General features: G+C 71.7%; 15 protein-coding genes and 1 pseudogene. 8 read left to right on the top strand and 8 right to left on the bottom strand.

The window, feature by feature from the left end; all coding sequences use genetic code 11:
* Positions 1-42 precede the first annotated feature (42 nt).
* Positions 43-717, top strand: coding sequence for an HAD family hydrolase (locus P3X83_RS36550; RefSeq protein WP_277309944.1), 675 nt, complete (start codon positions 43-45; stop codon positions 715-717).
* 93 nt (positions 718-810) lie between these two features.
* Positions 811-1,215: a hypothetical protein gene (locus tag P3X83_RS36545; protein ID WP_277309943.1), complete on the top strand. Its 405-nt coding sequence runs from the start codon at positions 811-813 to the stop codon at positions 1,213-1,215.
* A gap of 59 nt (positions 1,216-1,274) precedes the next feature.
* Here the strand turns inward: P3X83_RS36545 and P3X83_RS36540 are convergent, their stop codons facing one another.
* Positions 1,275-2,585: an MFS transporter gene (locus P3X83_RS36540; RefSeq protein ID WP_277309942.1), complete on the bottom strand. Its 1,311-nt coding sequence runs from the start codon at positions 2,583-2,585 to the stop codon at positions 1,275-1,277.
* Between the two features lie 88 nt (positions 2,586-2,673).
* On the opposite strand from P3X83_RS36540, the gene P3X83_RS36535 reads away from it, so the two are divergent.
* Positions 2,674-3,351, top strand: a complete 678-nt coding sequence (locus P3X83_RS36535) for a GntR family transcriptional regulator (protein WP_277309941.1) — start codon at positions 2,674-2,676, stop codon at positions 3,349-3,351.
* Between the two features lie 74 nt (positions 3,352-3,425).
* Entirely contained in the window at positions 3,426-5,219 is a 1,794-nt protein-coding gene (locus tag P3X83_RS36530; protein ID WP_277309940.1) for a SpoIIE family protein phosphatase, read from the top strand.
* Here P3X83_RS36530 and P3X83_RS36525 read toward each other — a convergent pair.
* Positions 5,206-6,384 (bottom strand): helix-turn-helix domain-containing protein, encoded by a 1,179-nt coding sequence (locus P3X83_RS36525; RefSeq protein ID WP_277309939.1) that lies wholly within the window; start codon positions 6,382-6,384, stop codon positions 5,206-5,208. The two genes, P3X83_RS36530 and P3X83_RS36525, sit on opposite strands and share 14 nt — an antisense overlap.
* A gap of 163 nt (positions 6,385-6,547) precedes the next feature.
* Between P3X83_RS36525 and P3X83_RS36520 the strand changes: the two genes are divergently transcribed.
* Together P3X83_RS36520 and P3X83_RS36515 are read left to right on the top strand one after the other, a co-directional pair.
* Positions 6,548-8,650 carry a M6 family metalloprotease domain-containing protein gene (locus P3X83_RS36520; protein ID WP_277309938.1) on the top strand — a complete coding sequence of 701 codons (2,103 nt, stop codon included), beginning with the start codon at positions 6,548-6,550 and terminating at the stop codon, positions 8,648-8,650.
* A gap of 98 nt (positions 8,651-8,748) precedes the next feature.
* Positions 8,749-11,343 (top strand): tetratricopeptide repeat protein, encoded by a 2,595-nt coding sequence (locus tag P3X83_RS36515; protein WP_277309937.1) that lies wholly within the window; start codon positions 8,749-8,751, stop codon positions 11,341-11,343.
* Here P3X83_RS36515 and P3X83_RS36510 read toward each other — a convergent pair.
* A complete protein-coding gene (locus tag P3X83_RS36510) occupies positions 11,303-12,295 on the bottom strand; it encodes a hypothetical protein (RefSeq protein ID WP_277309936.1) in 993 nt (330 codons plus the stop codon). The genes P3X83_RS36515 and P3X83_RS36510 overlap by 41 nt on opposite strands.
* Positions 12,296-12,508: 213 nt before the next feature.
* Between P3X83_RS36510 and P3X83_RS36505 the strand changes: the two genes are divergently transcribed.
* Positions 12,509-13,339, top strand: coding sequence for a tyrosine-protein phosphatase (locus tag P3X83_RS36505; protein WP_277309935.1), 831 nt, complete (start codon positions 12,509-12,511; stop codon positions 13,337-13,339).
* On the opposite strand, the gene P3X83_RS36500 is transcribed toward P3X83_RS36505, so the two are convergent.
* Together P3X83_RS36500 and P3X83_RS36495 are read right to left on the bottom strand one after the other, a co-directional pair.
* Positions 13,326-14,375, bottom strand: a complete 1,050-nt coding sequence (locus tag P3X83_RS36500; RefSeq protein ID WP_277309934.1) for a Gfo/Idh/MocA family oxidoreductase — start codon at positions 14,373-14,375, stop codon at positions 13,326-13,328. The two genes, P3X83_RS36505 and P3X83_RS36500, sit on opposite strands and share 14 nt — an antisense overlap.
* A 65-nt stretch (positions 14,376-14,440) precedes the next feature.
* Positions 14,441-15,346: a PAC2 family protein gene (locus tag P3X83_RS36495; RefSeq protein WP_277309933.1), complete on the bottom strand. Its 906-nt coding sequence runs from the start codon at positions 15,344-15,346 to the stop codon at positions 14,441-14,443.
* Between the two features lie 96 nt (positions 15,347-15,442).
* Here P3X83_RS36495 and P3X83_RS36490 point away from each other — a divergent pair, with 96 nt between their 5' ends.
* A complete protein-coding gene (locus P3X83_RS36490; RefSeq protein ID WP_277309932.1) occupies positions 15,443-15,835 on the top strand; it encodes an ankyrin repeat domain-containing protein in 393 nt (130 codons plus the stop codon).
* Here the strand turns inward: P3X83_RS36490 and P3X83_RS36485 are convergent.
* The 3 genes and pseudogenes from P3X83_RS36485 to P3X83_RS36475 all read right to left on the bottom strand — a co-directional run bounded on the left by P3X83_RS36485 (position 15,825) and on the right by P3X83_RS36475 (position 19,455).
* Complete coding sequence (locus tag P3X83_RS36485) at positions 15,825-16,832, bottom strand: hypothetical protein (protein ID WP_277309931.1); 1,008 nt, start codon at positions 16,830-16,832, stop codon at positions 15,825-15,827. The two genes, P3X83_RS36490 and P3X83_RS36485, sit on opposite strands and share 11 nt — an antisense overlap.
* Before the next feature lie 802 nt (positions 16,833-17,634).
* Positions 17,635-18,289: pseudogene (locus P3X83_RS36480) on the bottom strand (IS5 family transposase).
* A 482-nt stretch (positions 18,290-18,771) separates the two neighbouring features.
* On the bottom strand, positions 18,772-19,455 hold the full coding sequence (locus P3X83_RS36475; RefSeq protein ID WP_277309930.1) for a helix-turn-helix domain-containing protein: 684 nt from the start codon (positions 19,453-19,455) through the stop codon (positions 18,772-18,774).
* Between the last annotated feature and the right edge of the window lie 23 nt (positions 19,456-19,478).

The raw sequence follows: 19,478 nt of genomic DNA, 5'->3' as shown, positions 1-19,478 counted from the left end.
ATCGCCGGTGAGGCTGTCGTACGCGGCCGTTAGGGTGTTCGAATGACGGTGATTCGGGCGTTGGTGTTCGATGTCGGCGAGACGTTGATCGACGAGACTCGGGTGTGGTCGCGGTGGGCCGACCGGCTGGGGGTGCCAAGGCTCACCCTGATGGGGCTGATCGGGGGCATGGCCGCCCTCGGGCGCTCGCAGATGGACGCCCTGCGCCTGGTGCGCCCGGACTTCGACCTGGAGGCGGAGTTCGCCGCCTGGCGGCGTGACGACCCCTCGGGAATGCGGGAGAACTTCGACGCCGCCGACCTCTACCCCGACGCGCGGCGCGCGCTCGGGGCGCTGCGCGAGGCCGGATACCAGGTGGTGCTGGCGGGGAACCAGCCGCCGCAGGCCGGTGACGCGCTGGCCGCGATGAACCTGCCGGTGGACGCGATCCACACCTCGGCCGAGTGGGGCGTGGAGAAGCCCGACCCGGCGTTCTTCGCCAAGGTGGTCTCGGTGGCCGGGCGGGAGCCCGAGGAGATCCTCTACGTCGGCGACCGCCTCGACAACGACGTGCTGCCCGCCCGGCGCGCCGGGATGCGGACGGCGCTGCTGCGCCGCGGGCCGTGGGGCTTCCTGCACGGCGACCTGCCCGATGCCGCCGAGGCCGACGTGGTGATCGACGGCCTCGACGATCTCATCACCGTACTCGCCGACGGCCGCGTACGACCCAGGGTGTAGCCGGGCCGACGCCCCAGGGCAGATGTGCGCCGGGTGACCGTCCGCGATGCTGGCATGCGTGACAGCGAAGGCAGCATCGGGAAGGGGCGTCTCATGACGGCAACGGCCGGTTCCACGCGGACGGCGGGAGGCGGCGGGGCGGTGCTGACCTCCCTGCGGGTCGCGGCCGCCCTCCAGGTGGCCGCCATCCTGGTGCAGGCGGTGACGGCGGGCCAGTTGATCGGCGGCGCCGACACCCGTGGCGTGCACGGGATGGGCGCGTTCGCGGTCCACCTGTTCGGACTGATCCAGCTCGTGCTGGCGGTCGTCTACTGGCGGGCGGGACGGGGGCCCGGCTGGCCCGCCGCGGTCAGCCTGATCCTGCTGCTGCTGGGCTTCGCGCAGTCGGCGGTCGGGGGGATGGGCAACGTGACCACCCATGTGCCGCTCGGCCTGCTCACCTTCGGGCTCGCGGTGGCGGTGCCGGTGGCCGCTTTCCGGCCCGCCGCCCGGCGCTGAGCCCGCGGCGCGCGGGCCCCCGTGGACCGCGCGCCGAGCCGGGCGCGGCGGGCCGCCGGTCAGCCGGGAAGAGGCGTGCGGTCGCCGGGATCGGCGGCCAGGTCGAGGTCACGGGTCTCGGGGGCGACGACCAGCCCGGCCACGGTGAGGGCCAGCATGGCCAGCACGTACAGGGAGATCGCGACCGTGGTGCCGGTCGCCTCCAGCAGGGCCAGCGAGATGATGGGCGCGAGCGCCCCGCCGAGCACCCCGGCGATCTGGTAGCCCATCGAGGCGCCGCTGTAGCGCAGGCGGGTGCTGAACAGCTCGGCGATGAAGGCGGCCTGCGGGCCGTACATCGCGGCGTGCGCCGCGAGGCCGACGATCGCGGCCATGGTGATCAGCGCGGTGGAGCGGGTGTCCAGCAGCGGGAAGAAGGCGAAGATCCACACGGCGGCGGCGAGGGCGCCCGCGGCGTAGACGGGGCGCCTGCCGTACCGGTCGGACAGGGCGCCGAAGAGCGGGATGAGCACGAGCTGCAGCGCCGAACCCGCGAGCACCGCGTTCAGCCCGACGGTGCGGGGCAGGTCGAGGGTGTTGGCCACGTACTGCACGATGAACAGGGCGAAGGTGTAGAAGGCGACGTCCACCCCGATGCGCGCGCCGATGGCGGTGAGCAGCGCCCGGCGGTGGGCGCGGAACACGTCGAACACCGGCATCCGGGCCTTCCTGCCCGCCTGCTCCACCTCGGCGAACAGCGGCGACTCCGCGATCCTGAGCCGGATCCACAGGCCGACCAGCACCAGCACGCCGGAGATCAGGAACGGCACGCGCCATCCCCAGGAGAGGAAGGCGTCCTCCGGCAGCGTCGCCGCCATCAGGCCGAGCACGGCGGCGGCCAGCAGGTTGCCCGCGGGCACGCCGACCTGAGGCCAGCTCGCGTTGAGGCCGCGCCTGCGCGGGTCGCCGTGCTCGATGGACATCAGCACCGCGCCGCCCCACTCGCCGCCGAGCCCGAGGCCCTGCAGGAAGCGCAGCGCGACCAGGAGCAGCGGGGCGGCCACGCCGATCGTGGCGTAGCCGGGCAGCAGCCCGATCAGGACCGTCGCCACGCCCATGATGAGCAGCGTGATGACCAGGATGTTCTTCCGGCCCACCCGGTCGCCGAAGTGGCCGAACACGACGCCGCCGACGGGCCGGGCGACGAACCCCACCGCGTAGGTGGTGAAGGCGAGGAAGGTGGCGGTGAGGGGTTCGAAGGTCGGGAAGAAGAGCTTGTTGAACACCAGGGTGGCGGCGGTTCCGTAGAGGAAGAAGTCGTACCACTCCAGTGAGGTGCCGATCAGGCTGGCGGTGATCACCCGCCGTGCGTGGGGCCGGGAGCCTGTCATCGCGTCCGCTCCTGTCGGGGGGATTTTTTTCAACATATGAATTGTTCAACAATTCGACAAGAGGTTTGTTGGATGATTTCTTGGCAGCATGGAGCACGTCACGGCGCTGGAGCACGATCGGGAACGTCTGGGCCGGAGCAGTACCGCGGAGAAGGTGGCCGACATCCTGCGCGAGCGGATCGCCGAGGGATTCTTCGCGCCGGGGGAGCGGCTGTCGGAGGAGGCGATCGGGCGGGCGCTCGGCGTCTCGCGCAACACCCTCAGGGAGGCGTTCCGGCTGCTGTCGCACGAGAGGCTGCTCGAACACAAGCTGAACCGGGGGGTGTTCGTCCGCGTCCTGTCGGCCGGCGACGTCTCCGACGTCTACCGGGTGCGGCGGGTGATCGAGGGCGCGGCCGTGCGCCGGGCCACCCCCGAGGGCATCGCCGCGATGCGCGAGGCGCTGCGGGAGGGCGAGCAGGCCGCCGAGGAGAAGCGCTGGCGCGACGTCGGCACCGCCAACATCCGCTTCCACCAGGCCCTGGCCAGGATGAACGACAGCCAGCGGCTCGACGACGTGATGCGCCAGCTCCTGGCCGAGCTGCGCCTGGTCTTCCACGTGATGATCGACCCCCGCTCCTTCCACGGCCCCTTCGTGCCGCGCAACCAGGAGCTGGTCGCCCTGCTGGCGGCGGGCGAGACCGACCGGGCCGCCCGCGCGCTGGAGTCCTACCTGGACGACGCCGAGGCGCTGCTCATCGAGGCGTACCGGCCCCGGGAGAACTGATCGCGGGCGGGCCCCGGCCGAAACTTGGCTCCCCGCCGGAAGGTCGCATACCGCGGGCGGGGAACAGGAGGAGGATGAGCGCAGGGCCGTACGACGGGCTCGGGGGGAGCCACTCCGCGGGTGAGCTGATCGGCGAGCAACTGGAGAGGTTGCGCACCGGCATGCGCCGCGAGGCCGTGGTCGACGCGGTCACCTGCGAGCTGGCCGCCAGGATGGAGATCCGCCCGCGCGAGGCGTTCGAATACCTCACCGGGCTGTCCAGGGAGAGCGGCGTGGACGTCCTGGACGTCGCCCTGTCCATGCGCGGCGGCGAGCCGCCGGTGCCCGAGGAGGCCAGGGTCGAGGTGCCCCACTGGGTGTGGGTCACCCTCGACGTCGTGCACGTGTCCGCGTGCTACCTGCTGCCCATCCGTGACCGGTCGGGCCGGGTGGTGGACTTCCACTACGCCGCGGTGAGCCCGGCCGCGGTGGACGTGACCGGGTCGTCCGCGCACGGCCTGCTCGGGCGGCGGCTCACCATGGGCAGTCCCGGCTCGGTCAGATCGGGACTGTACGACGCGTTCATCCGGGTGATGGAGACCGGGGAGCCGATGTACCGGGGGCCCTTCGAGTACGTCGAGATCATGGAGGACCGACTGTGGCCGGCGTCGATCACGGCGCGTGCCGTCCCCGCGGGCGACGGCCTGCTCGTCTCTTGGCGCACCCACGACGACGAGGAACGCCTGGTCGCGGGCTGGGAACGGGCGCAGCGCATCGCCGAGCTGGGCTGGGGCGAGTGGAACCTGGCGACCGGCAGGATCCGCTGGACCCGCCAGATGTACGAGATCTTCGGCCGCGAGGACCCCGAGGGGCCGCTGCCCATCGAGGAGTTCCCCGGCCAGGTCGTGCCGGAGGACCGGGGCGTGGTGGACGAGGGCCTGCGCACTTTGCTGGAGTACCGCGAGGCCGCCGAGACCGAGTTCCGGGTGATGCACCGGCACGGCATCAGGCACGTGCGGATGGTCAGCGAGCCGGTGCTGGACAGCGAGGGCCTGCTGATCGCGATCAGGGTGCTGGCCTTGGACGTGACGGCGAGCCGCCGCCGTGAGCGCGCCCTCGCCGCCGCGCACTCCGGCGTCGTCCGGGCGCGGCGGCGAGCCGAGGAGGAGCGCCGGGTGGCCGTCCGGCTGCAGGACAGCATCCTGCCGATCCGGCGCGGCACGATCGACCTCCCGGGGCTGACCGTCGGCCTGCGCTACTACCCGGGCGAGGAGGTGGACCGGCTCGGCGGTGACTGGTACAAGGCCCGCGAGATGCCCGACGGGCACGTGCTGCTCGCCATCGGCGACGCCATGGGCCACGGGCTGACCGCGGCGAGCCTGATGGCCCAGATGCGCAGCGGCCTGGCCGGGCTGGCCTACACCGGAGCCTCCGCCGACCGGCTCACCACCTGGCTCAACGAGCTGATCTACCACAGCACCGCGGGCATCACCGCCACCGGCACCGCGATCGTCGGTCACTTCGCCCCGGCCACCCACGTGCTGGCCTGGGCGTGCGCGGGCCATCCCGCGCCGGTGCTGGTCAGGGAGGGCACGGCCGTCCTGCTCCCGGTCAGGCCCGGTCCCCTGCTGGGGGCCGAGCGGTCGGCCGAGTACGAGCTGGAGAGCACCGTCCTGCAGTCCGGCGATCTGGTCATCCTCTACACCGACGGGATCGTCGAGCGGCGCGGCCGGGACATCGAGGAGGGGATCGAGGCGCTGCTCGCGGCGGCGCGTTCCGCCGGTCCTGGGGAGGACCCCGAGCGGGTGCTCGACCACCTGCTGACCGAGCTGCTGCGCGACGAGCGCACCGAGGACGACATCTGCGTGCTGGCGATCAGGGTTCTCTAGCCTCCGGCGTCCTCGGCCGGTAGCGGCCCGACAGCCGGGCGAGCTTCAGGCTCAGGTGCAGGGTCAGCCGTTCCGCCCCGTCCTTCAGGTCGGTCCCCGCCAGCTCCTCGACGCGCTGCAGCCGGTAGTACAGCGAGGTCCGGTGCAGCCGCAGGGTCCGCGAGGTGGCGACCGCGCTGCCCGCGAGGTCCAGGTACGTCTCCAGGGTCTCCAGCAGCGGCAGGTGGGCGGCGTCGGCCAGCAGCGGCTCCAGGCCGGGGTGCAGCCCGAAGGTGCCCCGGGGGAACTGGGTGAGCAGCCGGTAGACGCCGAGGTCCGCCCACTCCACCGTGCGGCCCAGACCGGCGATCCGCACGGCGGTCTCGGCGGCCTGTGCCGCCTCCAGATAGGAGGCGGCGGCCTGGCGCAGCTCGGGGCGCGGCCGTCCGACCCCGACGACCACCGGCGGGCCCATCACCGCGTGCACGTCCTCCGGCCGGACCGCGCTGCCCGCCGCGGCGAGCAGAACCCCGTGGTCGTAGCGGACCAGGTGGAGCAGCCCGCGCGAGCCCGCCTTGCGCCGTACGGCCAGCAGCCCCTGCTCCAGCGCCAGCCGCGTCGCGTCGTCGGATTCCCGGCCCGACGCGGGCCGGGCCACCATCGCGGTGACCGGCCCGCCCTGCGGGAAGGCGCCCGCCTCGATCAGCGTCCTGGCCGCGCCTCCGGCCGAGCCGATCAGCAGCTCGGTCACCGCCTCCAGCTCCCGCCGGGACGCCAGCCCGCTGGCGATGCTCTCCCGGAACAGCGCCAGCGCGACGCCCGGCGCCGCCGCGGCGGCGATCTCCACCTCGGTGTCGGTCATGCGCGGCTCGGTGTCGATGAACCACAGGAAGCCGAGCAGCCGTCCGCCGTGCCTGGCCGGCAGGCACACCCGGGGCAGCAGGCCGAGGGCCTCGGCGCCGGGGGTGCGCAGCGGGCCGGGGGCGTCGTGGATGCCCGCGCCGCGCAGCCACTCGCGCACCTCGGGCGTGGTGTGCCTGCGCAGGATCGAGTCGCGGCGGATGTCGTCGATCGGACCGTCCTGCTCGGTGTAGGCGACCACCCGCTGGAGCCGGTCCTCCAGCAGCAGCGGGCGGCGTAACCGGGAGGCGAGATCGTCCACGAGGGACTGGAGATCACCGGCCATGAACACCTCCGATCAGCCCTTTTCGACATTCGCCGGAAATATGGCTGCGAACCTTCCCTACAACTGTTCGATGATCTCCGTCAAGACCGTCTGTAGCGTCCTTCGCTGAGCGTGTCGTGGTACCCGCTCATTGCCGCGTGCCGTACGGCGGAGGGATGATGCTGTGACCGGCCGGAAGTTCCTCAAGCTGCTGATCGCGACGGTCGTGCTCGCGCCCCTGGCGGTGACCGGGGCAGGCGTCCCCGCCGCCGCCGAGCCGCCGGCCCCGCCCGAACATCCCTGGCGCTACGACCACTGGCCGCAGCAGCAGCCGTGGCAGAGCGACGGCCAGGTCGCGGCGCTGCGCCGCGAGGCGGGGGCACCCGCCCCCATCGACCCGCAGAACTGGAAGAACCCCGACAACATGACGTGGGCGGACTACAAGAAACCGCCCGGCACCAACTGGGCCGACCCGTCGGTCAAGGGCTCGACGCGCACCTTCAAGGGCGCACTGGTGCTGCTCGACTACCCCAACCAGCCGTTCGTGGTGACCCAGCCGCAGGGCTCGACGGTGTTCAAGAACCCGAGCGCCGAGGCCCACGACGTGCCCCGCGCCCAGGTGGCGAAGTTCTACAAGGACTTCCTCAACACCCCGAACCAGGTCAACCGCGGGCACACCATCCACGAGTACTGGATGGAGGACTCCGGCGGGCGCTACGGCGTGGACCTGACCGAGTTCGGGCCGTACCAGATGCCCGGCAAGGACCACGAGTACGGCATGGAGTTCCAGAACCCCAGCACCTGCCCGCCCGGGGACTCCTGCAACCGCAACATCCGCACGGACGGCCGCGCCGCCTGGGTGGCGGACGTGGGCCAGGAGGTGCCCGCGGGCTTCGACTTCGTCTTCTTCCTCAGCGCGGGGCAGGACGAGTCGGCCACCTGGCAGGAGTTCGGCTCGATGAAGTTCCCGGCCAAGGAGCAGGTCACCGACGACTTCGGCCCGCCGGACGAGACCATGCCCAACTGGGCGCCCACCAGGTACGTCGAATGGACCTCCTGGGCGTCGGCCTCCTCGCTGTGGCCGAACGCCGGAGGCGGCTCCTCCACCCAGGCCGAGAGCTCCGGCCAGGGCGTCTTCGCCCACGAGCTGAGCCACATCCTGGGCATCGGCGACAACTACAACAACCCATACTCGGTGCCGCGCCGCCGCGCCTACACCGGCATCTGGGAGATGCTCAGCCGGGGCAGCTTCAACGGCCCCGGCGGCCCGCACAGCCGCTGGGCCATCCCGCCCACGGGCGGCGGCTCGATGGGCGCCCAGCACATGCTGCGCAACAAGATCCAGCTCGGCATGGTGGACGAGGCGAACGTGCTGCGCCTGTCGCGTGACGCCCTCGACGACTCCGGCCTCGTGGTGGCCAAGGTCACCGCGCGGGTCGTCCAGCCCGGCAAGAGGGGCCTGTCCGGGATCAACATCGCCTTCGACAGCGGCGACAAGAGCCCGGCCTGCGACGTGAACACCGACCCGTTCTGCGACGCCGGTGGCTACGACAACTACACGGTCGAGGTCGTGGACCGGATGGGCGCGGACTCCTTCACCCCGGACTCGGGCGTGCTGCTGGCCAAGACCAGGAACAAGGAGGTCACGCCGTTCAAGCCGTTCGAGTGGGTGATCGACGCCAACCCGCAGGACATCGGGATGACCGACTACGTGCTGCCGGACGGCACCCAGGTCCCGATCACCGTCGGCGACTACCGGCAGCTCTCGGACGCGCTGTTCCACGCCGGGACCGGCTCGGGCAGCGAATACGAGTACGTGGACCAGGCCAACCGGCTGCACTTCTACGTCCTCGACGTCCAGCGCGACAAGGCGGGCGTGCTCTCCTACACCGTGGCGATCCGGTCGCTGGACGGCGCCGGGCAGCAGCGGCGCGGGGTCAAGCTCCAGCACGCGAACGGCGCTCCGACCGGCGGCTCTTGGGCCAGGTGCTCCTTCTCGCTGCGCAACAGCGGCAAGGGCGGCGCCAAGCCGGGACAGCACCCCGAGGACGTCACCTCCTACCTGAACTCCGACGTCTACCGCCTGTCGGCGAAGGCGGAGTCGCGCGGCTGGTCGGTGTCGCTGCCGAACGAGCTGGCGACGGCGGAGGCCGGCCGCACCGTCCAGGTGTACGTGGACGCCAAGCGGTCCGGAGGCGACAGGAACGGCAAGATCACGCTAAACGCCACCTCCGAGAGCGACCCGAGCCGCACCGCCACCGCCACCTGCCTCGCACGGACCCGCTGAGCCGCTCCGGCGAATCCGCGAGTCCGACGGCGCGCTCGTCCCCCGGGCATCTGGTTGAATCAAGACAGAGGCCGATCTCTCCCTCGGAGGTTGGGCTGATGCCCGGGGCGTCGAAATGGTCCGGCAGGCGCGGGGGTGGCCGCCGCGGTGTTCCTCTCGCCGCGCCCGCAGCCGCGGGCGTGGCCGCGGCCGCGGCCAGCATCCTGGCCACCTCACTCGACGTGTGGGACCTCCCCACCCAGGTCAAGATCGGCGCGACCATCACGGCCGGGCTGCTGGTGGGCCTGCTCACCTGGGCCACCACCAGACCGGCCGGGCGCGGCGCCGGCCAGCCGGACGGCGAGCCCGGCGCGTCCTGGCGGCCCCCCGACCAGTGGCCGCCGCCGAGCGCCCACTTCACCGGCCGCAAGGAGTCCCTCGCCGAACTGCGCGGCGTGTTCACCGAACGCTTCAGCGGACGGGGCCGGACCCCCAGGGACGACGCCACCGCGTCCCTCGTGGTCTCCGTGTACGGCAGGGCCGGCGTCGGCAAGTCCGCGCTGACCGCCATGTTCGGCCACCACGTCGGCGACTGGTTCCCCGACGGCCGCCTGTACGCCGACCTGCGCGGCGTCGACGCCCCCATCGCCCCAGAAGAGGTGCTCACCGGCTTCCTGCGCGCCCTCGGGGTCCGTCTCACCACCGACCCCGGCGGCCTGGACGAACTGCGCAAACTCTGGCTCACCTGGACCAGGGGCCGCCGCATCCTGATCGGCCTGGACAACGCCCACGACGGCGACCAGGTCAGGCACCTGCTGCCCGCCGAGCCGGGCTGCGCCGTCATCGTCACCTCCCGGCAGCCGCTCTTCCTGCTCAACACATACGACAAGCGCCTTGAGGTGTTCAGCCAGGCCATGGGCGTGGAACTGCTCGCCCGCCTGGCCGGCGACCAGCGGGTAGACGCCGACCCTCCCGCCGCGCAGAAGATCGTCGGCCTGTGCGAGCGCCTGCCGCTGGCCATCAGCATCTGCGGCGGCCGGCTCGCCACCCGGGAGAACTGGTCGCTCGCCGAGCTGGCCGAACGCCTCGACGACGAACGCCGCCGCCTCGACCAGCTAGAACTCGCCCCCAACAAGGGCGTGCGCGCCTCGCTGCGGCTCAGCTACGCCGACTGCACCGACATCCAGAAACGCCTGCTGCGGCTGCTCAGCCAGGTCGCGGCACCCGACGTCCCCGGCTGGGTGGCGGGCGAGCTGCTCGGCATCTCGCCGCTGGAGGGCGCCGACCAGCTTGAGGCGCTGATGGACGCCCAGCTCGCCGAGTGCTCTGGCAAGGACGCCGCCGGGGTGCTGCGCTACCGGCTGCACGAGCTGGTCCGGCTGTTCGCCCATGACATCGCCCTGGCCGAGGAGCAGGAGGAGCACCGCAGGGCGGCCATCGAGCGAGTGCTCTCCGGATACCGGCACCGCGCGCAGAACGCGGCGATGGCCCGCTGGCCGCAGGACTGGTCGCGGGCGGGCAAGCACGCCGACGGGCAGAGCGCGGTCCGCGTCCAGGCGTCGGCGGCCGACTGGCTCAACGCCGAACGGCTCAGCCTGGTCGCCGTGATCGGCCAGGCCAGGAACCTGGCGCTGTGGGAGCCGGCCTGGGCCCTCGGCCGGGCCTTCTGCTCGCTGTGCCACTCGCTGCGCGCCTACTGGACCGACTGGCGGGCGGTGGCCGACGTGCTGTGCGAGGCCGCCGAGCACATGAACGACCCGAGGTCGCTGGGCATCGCGCTGCTCGAACGCTCGGCCGTCACCGGCGGCCTGGGCCTGCGGCGCGAGGCGCTGGCCGACGCCGAGCGCGCCCTGGAGATCTTCACCGGGCTGGGCGAGACCTGGTGGGCGGCCCGCGCCATGCGCGCGGTCGGCATGACGCTGTCCAGCGAGGGCAACATGGACCGCGGCCAGGAGTACCTGACCGAGGCGATCGACGCCTTCCTGGCCGAGGACGACCGCTGGTGGTCGGCCCGCTCCCAGCGCAACCTGGCCGAGCTGCGGCTGCGCCAGCCGCGCCTCGACCAGGCCGCCGAACTGCTCGAACAGGCCCTCGACGTGTTCCAGGCCGACGGCAACCGCTACTCCGAGGCACAGACCCTGCGCGTGTACGGTGAGGTCCTCGCCGCCCAGGCCAGGACCCGCAGAGACGGCGGCGACCCGGCGGGGGCCGAGGGCGCGTTCACCAAGGCCGGGCTGAGCCTGCACCGGGCCGCCGAGATGTTCCGCGCCAGGGGCGAGCTGTGGGAGGAGGCCCGCTGCCTGCGCGCGGCGGGCGAGGTCGGCAACCCCGGGCGTGAGCACGGCCTGCGCGAGCTGGAGCACGTGCGCCGGGCGGCGGAGATGCTCGGCTCGCTCGGCGACTCCTGGGGGGTGGCGCGCACCCTGGTCTCGGCCGGGCGGGCGCACGCCCGGCTGGGCAGGTTCGCCGAGGCCGAGGAGACCCTGCGCGGCGCCCAGCGCGCCTTCGACGAGCTGGGCGACCGCTGGTGGGCCGCGCAGTCGCTCTACTACCTGGGCCGGGTGCGGATCGACGCGAAGCGGCCTGGCGCGGCCGACGAGCCGCTGCGGGAGGCGTACGACATCTTCGAGAGCCTGGGGGACCGGGCTGCTATGGGCAGGGTCCGCGAGCACCTCAACCGGGTTCCCGGCGGTAATCCTCCGGATTCTCGCTGAGGTCGTGGCCCGTGGTGAGCAGGCCCGCGCCGGTCCGCCGCACCTCCTCGACGCTCTGGTGGAACATCTCCCGCACGTGCGCGGCCTGGTCGGACAGTCGCTCGATGCGCGGCCCCGCGCTGCCGTCGCTCACCGTGTCGGCCACCAGGTCCTGATAGTCGGGGGCGCGCTCGGCCAGCACCTCCAGCCGCTGGAAGGCCTGGTACACCTGGTCGGCGCGGTAGACCTGCACCGCGTAGTCCTCCAGCGTCCGCACCCGCTCGGTGAGCGCGGTGAACGCGGCCTGCAGCGCCTCGTCGTACGGCGTGAAGGCCGCGGAGACCTCGTACGGCAGGTCCCGCGGCACGATCCTGCGGTGCTCGGCCGACATCGCCGAGACCCGGGCGAGCCGCCTGGCGATCTGCCACACCTCCTCGGGCAGGGTGACCGCGTTGTCGATGGTGTCGATCAGTCCGGCCGCGTTGACGTGGGAGGACAACACGGAGTCGGCGGCGTCCTGGGCGCGGCGGAGCAGGTCGGCGCAGTCCCGGTCGAGTTCCTCGGGGAGCACGTAATGGTCGGCGTACTGGACGGCCAGCCGTACCCGGCCGCGTTCCTTCCTGCCGCTGGACCGGATGACCGCCCGGCGCGCCACCGCCACCCCGCCGATCACGATGAGCGCCACGAACAGGCCGCGCAGGTTGGTCAGCCCGGCCACCAGCACCAGGAATCCGATGAGGGAGAACAGGGTGAACGGGTCCACGCCGGGGGAGCCCGCCCGCCGTCCGCCGCGACCTCGCGCCAGGGAGGCGGGCTCCGGCTCCGCGCCCTGGGCGGGCCGCCCCCTGGCGGCGCGCAGCTCCATCGGGCCCGCCCGCAGGGTCTCGCGCACCTCGTCGTCCAGCGACGGATCGACCGCCACGCGCGGTGCCCGGTTCTCACGCCACTGCCGATAACCGGCTTCGGGATCCACCGGTCCTCCCGTCCCGCCGTTCTCCTGAGGACCCCCGTACGGCACGCGCCGCCGACGGGCGCCACCTTCTGTCCTAACCGATGACCGCGGATATATGACAGTTGAGAAGGAGCTTAGTGAGAACCTCGATTATTTCCCCGCCAACCCACCTTTTAGGGACCCGGCCGAATTTCACATATAGCCTAATGAAGCTCATAGCGTGCATAGGAGGGGATGGGTGCCGTGACGCGATGGATCGACCTCGAAGGCGCCGTGAACGTACGTGACCTGGGCGGACTGCCCACGGCCGACGGAGGGGCCACCCGTCCGGGCCGGATCTTCCGCTCGGACAACCTGCAGGGCCTCACGCCCGGCGACGTGAACCGGCTGGTCGGCGACCTCAGCCTGCGGCGGGTCGTGGACCTGCGCTCGGTGGCGGAGGTCTCACTGGAGGGGCCGGGGCCGCTCACCCGCGCGGCACGGGTGACGATCCACCACCACACCCTGTTCGCCGAGGCCGGGCTGCACACCGACATCGAGGCCGGGGGCGTGGACATCGACCGCGTCCTGCCCTGGACGGAGGAACGCGACGCGGCCGACCTCGCCGAACTGCAGATCACCGGCTACTACTACTCGTACCTGCGCGACCGTCCCGACTCGGTGGTCGCCGCGCTGCGCGTGCTGGCCGGTCACGGCGGCGCGGCCATCGTGCACTGCGCGGCCGGCAAGGACCGCACCGGAGTCGTCTGCGCGCTGGCCCTGTCCGTCGCCGGGGCCACCCGCGAGGCGATCATCGACGACTACGTGGCCACCGGGGACCGCATCCACCGGATCCTGGCGCGGCTGCGGGCCAGCGATACCTACCGCGCCGACCTCGACCGGCACGCCACCGAGGACTACTACCTGCCCCGCGCCCCCTACATGGAACAGTTCCTCACCACCCTGGACACCCGGTTCGGCGGCCCCCTCGCCTGGCTCAAGGCCAACGGCTGGACCGACGACGACACCCAGGCGCTGCGCACCCGGCTGGTCGACCCCCCGAAGGACGGCCTCAGGGCAGGGTGACCACCTTCCGCCCGGCCGCGGACGCCCGGGCGGCCTCCAGCACCGCCAGCGCCGCGACCGCGTCCGCCGGATCGACCGGGGGAGCGGCGCCCTCCCGCAACGCGGCCACCACCCCTTCGTAGAAGGCGAGGTACGCGCCGGGCTCGGTGGGGACCCTGCGGCTTTCGTCGCCCGCGCGGACCACGCCCCAGCGCTCGGGCGGCTCGTCGCCGAAACCCGTCTCATCCGGGTGCGCACCCGCGCGCAGCCGCTCCTCCTGGACGTCGAGGCCCTGCTTGACGTAGGCGGCGCGCGAGCCGAGCACCCGGAAGCGCGGGCCGAGATGCGGCGCGACCGCGCTCGCCCACAGGTGCGACCGCGCGCCGTTCGCGTGGGTGAGCGCGATGAACATGTCATCGTCGCCCGACACCCCGGGACGGCGCGCGTCGGACTCGGCGTACACGGCCGAGACCGGGCCGAGCAGCGTGAGCGCCTGGTCCACCAGGTGGCTGCCGAGGTCGTAGAGCAGCCCGCCGATCTCCTCGGGACCGCCCGACTCGCGCCAGCCGCCCTTGGGGGCCGGCCGCCACCGCTCGAAGCGCGACTCCAGCCGCCGGATCTCGCCCAGCTCGCCCGAGCGGGCCAGCGCCAGCAGGGTGCGGAAGTCGCCGTCCCAGCGGCGGTTCTGGAAGACGGTGAGCATCAGCCCGCGCTCGGCGGCCAGCCGGAGCAGCGCGGCGGCGTCGCCGGACGTGCCCGCCAGCGGCTTGTCCACCACCACGGGCAGGCCCGCGCGCAGCGCGGCGGTGGCCAGCGGCACGTGGGTGCGGTTCGGCGTGGCCACCACGATCAGGTCGCACAGCTCCCACAGGCGCTCCGCCGCGTCCACCACGCGGGCACCGGGGTGCACGGCGGCGATCCGCCCGGCCCGCCCGGCGTCGCGTGTCACCACGGCGGCGAGGCTCATCCCCGGGGTCGCGGCGATCAGCGGGGCGTGGAAGAACTCGCCCGCCGTGCCGTACCCGATGAGCCCCGCCCGCACGTCCTCAGACCCCATGGCCACCACCATAGAGGATCACCATCCGCCGATCATGCGCGGATCATGGCCGTGACCTCGGGAAATCAGCTCTCCGTCTCGTCTCGCTCGGCCAGGAAGCGCTCGAACTGGGCGGCCAGCTCGTCGCCCGTGGGCATCGGCGTGGTCTCGGCCATCAGGTTCTCCTGGAGCGCGCCCTCGGCGAAGGCGTCGTACTGCTGCTCCAGGCCGGTGATCGCCGTGGACAGCTCGGCGGAGCCCTGGATCTGCTCCTCGATCTCCGCCGTGGTCTTCTCCGCGGCACCGCGCAGGCCGTTGGTCGGGAACACCAGCCCGGTGCCCTTGGTGACGGCCTCCAGCGCCGCCACCGCCGCCTGCGGGTACTCCGCCTGCGCCAGGTAGTGCGGCACGTGGACGGCGTAGCCGAGCATGTCGCGGCCCTCGGCGCCGAGCCGGAACTCCAGCATGGCCGCCACGCTCCCCGGCACCTGGACCCTGCCGAAGGAGCTGTTCTGCCCGCTGATCAGCTCCGGACGCGTCGCGTGCGCGGTGAGGCCGAGCGGCCGGGTGTGCGGGATCGCCATCGGGATGCCGTGCACCGTGACCATCTTGCCCACCCCGAGCCGATCGGCGACCTGCCCCACGGCCTGGATGAACAGCTCCCACTCACGATCCGGCTCCGGCCCGGTCATCAGCAGGAACGGCGTGCCCGTCGTGTCGTGGACGAGGTGGACGGCGAGCTGCGACGTCTCGGCCTCCACCCATCGGTCGGTGTCGAAGGTCATGATCGGACGGCGTGACCGGTAGTCGAGCAGCCGGTCCACGTCGAAGGTCGCCACGACCCGGTGCTCCAGCTCGTCGAGCAGGTGGCCGAACGCGAGCCGGCCGGCTCCGCCGGCGTCCACGAACCCGTCGAAGTGGTACAGCAGCACCGGATCGGTCAGCTCTGGCAGCTCCTCGCCGAGCCGATAGAGATCCGTCGGGTCGAACACGTTCTCCCACCCTTTCGTGAGGTCCTGTTCCCCTCAACCTACGCCGCGCGCCTGTCAATTCCGCCGTGCGCACCTTACCGGTGCACAATGGCGAGCATGGAGCCGGAGGAGCCTGCGGAAGACGTCCAGGAGTTCGCCACCCGGATGTTCGACCTCGCCAGGGCGGGAGACACCGCCGCGCTGGCCGCCTACGTCGACGCCGGAGTGCCGGTCAACCTGACCAACGGCAAGGGCGACACCCTGCTGATGCTGGCCGCCTACCACGGTCACGCCGAGACCGTGCGCGCCCTCGCCGAGCGCGGCGCCGACCCCGGCCGCGCCAACGACCGGGGACAGACGCCGCTCGCCGGCGCGGTGTTCAAGAAGGAACCGGAAGTGGTCAGGGCGCTCCTCGCAGCGGGAGCGGATCCGCACGCGGGCACGCCGTCGGCGGCCGACACGGCACGGATGTTCGGCAACGAGGAGTACCTGAGCTGGTTCAGTCGATGAGCTCGTGGTGGAAACTGCCCACCTCGCCGGGCAGCACCGCGTCGGTGAACCTGCGGGTCTCCAGCGCCCAGTCCAGGTAACCGCGCATCCAGTCCTCGAAGCCGGTCACACAGCGGCGGGTCGCCACGCGCACCTGCTCGCTCGCGCGCAGCGCGTCGAACCGGTCCTCCAGCGCGTCCTTGGCCGCCAGATAGCGCCCGATCCGGATGCGGATGGTGCGCTCGACCTCGTCCACGGCGTCCTGGAGGGTTCCGCCGTTCGCCTTCCAGAGCACGATGACCAGATTGTGGAACTCGCCTTGGAGCAGTTCCCTGCGCAGGCCGATGACGTCGTTGGTGCAGACCACCACGTGCCCGGCCTCGTGCCGCAGCGTCGTGTACTCGGGAGAGTGCCGGATCGCGGCCGGCACCTCGAAGTGCTCGATCAGCTCGATCAGGTCGAAGGACGGGGGCACGTAGGCGATGTCGAGCTTGCGGTGAACGTAGGACTCCGGGTCGGGCACCTTGCCGGAGATGCGGTTGTCCACCTCCCACAGCGCGCCGTCCAGGCACTGCCGCAGATCGGCGGAGAACCTGGCCCACCAGTTGTCACTCGCCCTGATCCGCATCCGCGCCCGCAGGTCGGCCACACCCAGCAACAACGGCCCTGCGGCCGGGCCTGGCGGCTCGCCACGCAGCAACGCCTCGGTCCGCTCGGCGAGCAGCCGGGTGAGATGGAGGTTCCGGCCAACGTCAGCTAATTCGAATTGGTCGTCGAAGACGTGAAACCAACTGTTGAGATCCGCCGCCAGCGCGAGATCGGGCAGCGACGCCTCCGGGTACAACCGTGCGACCAGGCGAGCATAAGATTCGCCGGCGAACCGCACCGCCTCGGTCTCCCCGGTGATGAGACCCAATCGGTTCGCCCATTCGGTCGTGTGTTCGGCCACCTCCGCCTCGAACGGATTGATCCGCGAGGGGAACGGTATCCACAAATCGGGCAACACGACACTATCCACGCAAACCTCCATATAACGTGCGTTGGTGCGAAAGGAGTAAATAGGGCATAAGTCCGTAAAACTGGAAGCGGCCATACCCCTCTCGGGAGTGGATCAATCATGATTCGTCATGCTCTAGCAATCTTCGAACCTTATGTCAGGTACGCCCTATTTACGCCCGCTCGTACTCCTACTGACACTCCATCCCTGCTCCCCAACGGACCCCCGGCACCCCGGCCAAGCCCCAACCGAGCGTAAGCGCGCCCGCTCGCCCCCGCCCCCGCCTTTGTCATGCCCGCCGTCACGGTCGCGGTCGCCGTTCGCAGAGGAACACGCCGCCGCATTGCCCCCAGCCCTCGCGCCCGTCTGGGTTCCGGGCGTCGCCCCACCTTGGCCCCGAGGAATGCGCCGCCATATGCCCCGTCCGCCTTGGCCGTCAGGCTGAGTTCCGGGCCGTCACCCCCACCGCCGAAGGAGCAGGCCACCGCATGCCCATGGGCCCTCTCACATCGGTCCGGGTGCCGGGCCGTCGCCCTCATCCCTTGCGGGGGGAACGCACTGCCCCTGCGCATTTCGCCTGAAGGTCCGGCTTCCTCACCCCCGGCCTGCCGAGGGTCGCGCTGCCGCGCGTCTGATCGCCCTCGCTGCGCTCGGACAGTTCCTTCTCAGGCGTGCGAGCCGTCCTCGCTGCGCTCGGGACCGGAGGGCCGCGCCCCGCAGATCGCGGTGGCTCCCTTCTGTCTCCCCGCCGTCGGCGTCGGGGTAGCGCCATCAGGCGGCCCTGGGGTCCGACTGGTGGCCGCCATCGTGCCCTCGACCCTCATCACTCTTGGAGCTCCCAACACGATGAAGCGAGTCGTCGCCGGCAGATGAGCGCGCAGGCCAGGCTGAGGAATGCTTCGTGGACGTCCGCGCGGATCTCCCAGCGGATCCGCAGGCGACGGAAGACATGGAGCAGCCCGAAGGTCTGCTCGACGACGTAGCGGTGATTGCCGAGGCCGGAGCCGTGTTCGGTGCCGCGGCGGGCGATCACCGGACGGATCTGCGACCCGCGCACCATGCGGCGGTACTTGTCGTGGTCGTAGCCGCGGTCGGCCAGGACGATCCGGGGCGTCGGCGGGGACGCCCGCGCTTGCCGCGGATCTTGGGGATCGCGTGCGGCAGCGGCGGGAGCCGGGTGACGTCGTTGCGGTCGCCGCCGGTCAGGATGACCGCGAGCGGGATGCCGGAGGCGTCGGTGATCAGGTGGTGCTTACTGCCCGGCCGTCACCGGTCGACCGGGGACGGGCCGGTCTGTGCCCCCCTTTCAGGGCCCTGATGTGGGAGGAGTCCACCGCGGCGCGGGAACAGGTCCAGGGTGTCGGTGGCACGCAGGCGATGCCGGTGTGCGGCACGAACGGAATGCCCTGCAATGCCAGGCGGTCATCGAGCCGCCTGCGGCCCGGGTGCCGAAACCGCCGCCGGTGTTCGGGGATCAGCGGCTTGGCTTGGCTGCCCGGCCCCCTCTCGCTCGGCTCCAGCGAGAGATCAAACCACAACAGAGATCATTTCGTTAGGACCTCTTAGCCGTCCGCTCGGTCGTATGATCCGGGTCGGGGCTTTCGCCCGACGTTCTGGTCGCCGGGACGCCGATCGGGACGTTCCGGCAATGCTGTCTCTTCTGTGAAAGAGCATTGGGTAAGGACCATGACCTGCGCGAACGTGTTGGCTCCCGCCACTTTCCCGCTGAGTGAAGGCGGGTTTGTAAAACGCAATGGATAATTCCTGGTCATGAGGGCACGCCCGATGAGAACCATGACTCGGTCATCGGCCGGGATCGGCTTAGGTGACCCCCGTGCTCAACGCTGGTCATTTGATCCCGACTGCCTTATGGCAATTCATCAACGCCGCCCTCGACACTCCGGAGGCGGTGGCCGATCTTCTGCGCGGCCTGCGGCGTGGGCAGCCCCCTGCGGCCTGATCACGGCGGGAGGTCGCGCCAGCGTTCAGCCGACGCCAGGCCGTCCAGGCTGATCCGTTCCAGGAACGCGCCGCCCCTGGCCAGGCGGCGTCCCACAGGCGTGTCGAGCCCGAGCGCCTGTCCCGCCGCCTTCGCGAGCTCTGCCGCCGCGAGTGTCTGCCGGGAGCCGATCACCGTCGAGTGGTACCAGGCGTCGTCGTCGACCACGTAGATGTCGCGCCGCCGCCGGGGATCACGTTCGCGCCTGATCAGCCCCTGCTGGGCCAGGTAGCCCACCGCCATGGAGATCGAGGCGGGACTGACCTTCAGTCCGCGCGACAGCTCGGCCGCGGTGAGCCTGCCTTCCTCGCTCAGCCAGAGGCCGATGAGCACGCGCGCCATCATTTTCGGCAGGCCCATCCCGACCGCCATCTCGACGGCGCTCCCTTCCATCTCGAAGGTCTCGTGGCCCCGGGGTTCGGCCACGGGTGAACCTGCCAGGGTGCCGCGCCGTGCTCGCCGTGCCGTCGCCTGGTGCGCCCGCTCGGGGCGGTAGCCGCCGGGGCCGCCGTTACGGCCGACCTCACGGCTGATCGTCGACGTCGGCCGGTCCAGCCGCCTGGCGATCTCGGCGTAGGAGCGGCCTTCGGCGAGGCCGGTCGCGATGCGCCGGCGGTCCTGCAGGGTCAATCTTCCGGCTGACATGACACCACTATTGCGTTCGGCAC

The organism is Spongiactinospora sp. TRM90649 (genome assembly GCF_029382225.1).
In the GTDB taxonomy this organism is placed as follows: domain Bacteria; phylum Actinomycetota; class Actinomycetes; order Streptosporangiales; family Streptosporangiaceae; genus Spongiactinospora.
The sequence above is the reverse complement of the archived record's forward strand: the minus strand, read 5'-3'. Positions and strand labels throughout refer to the sequence as shown.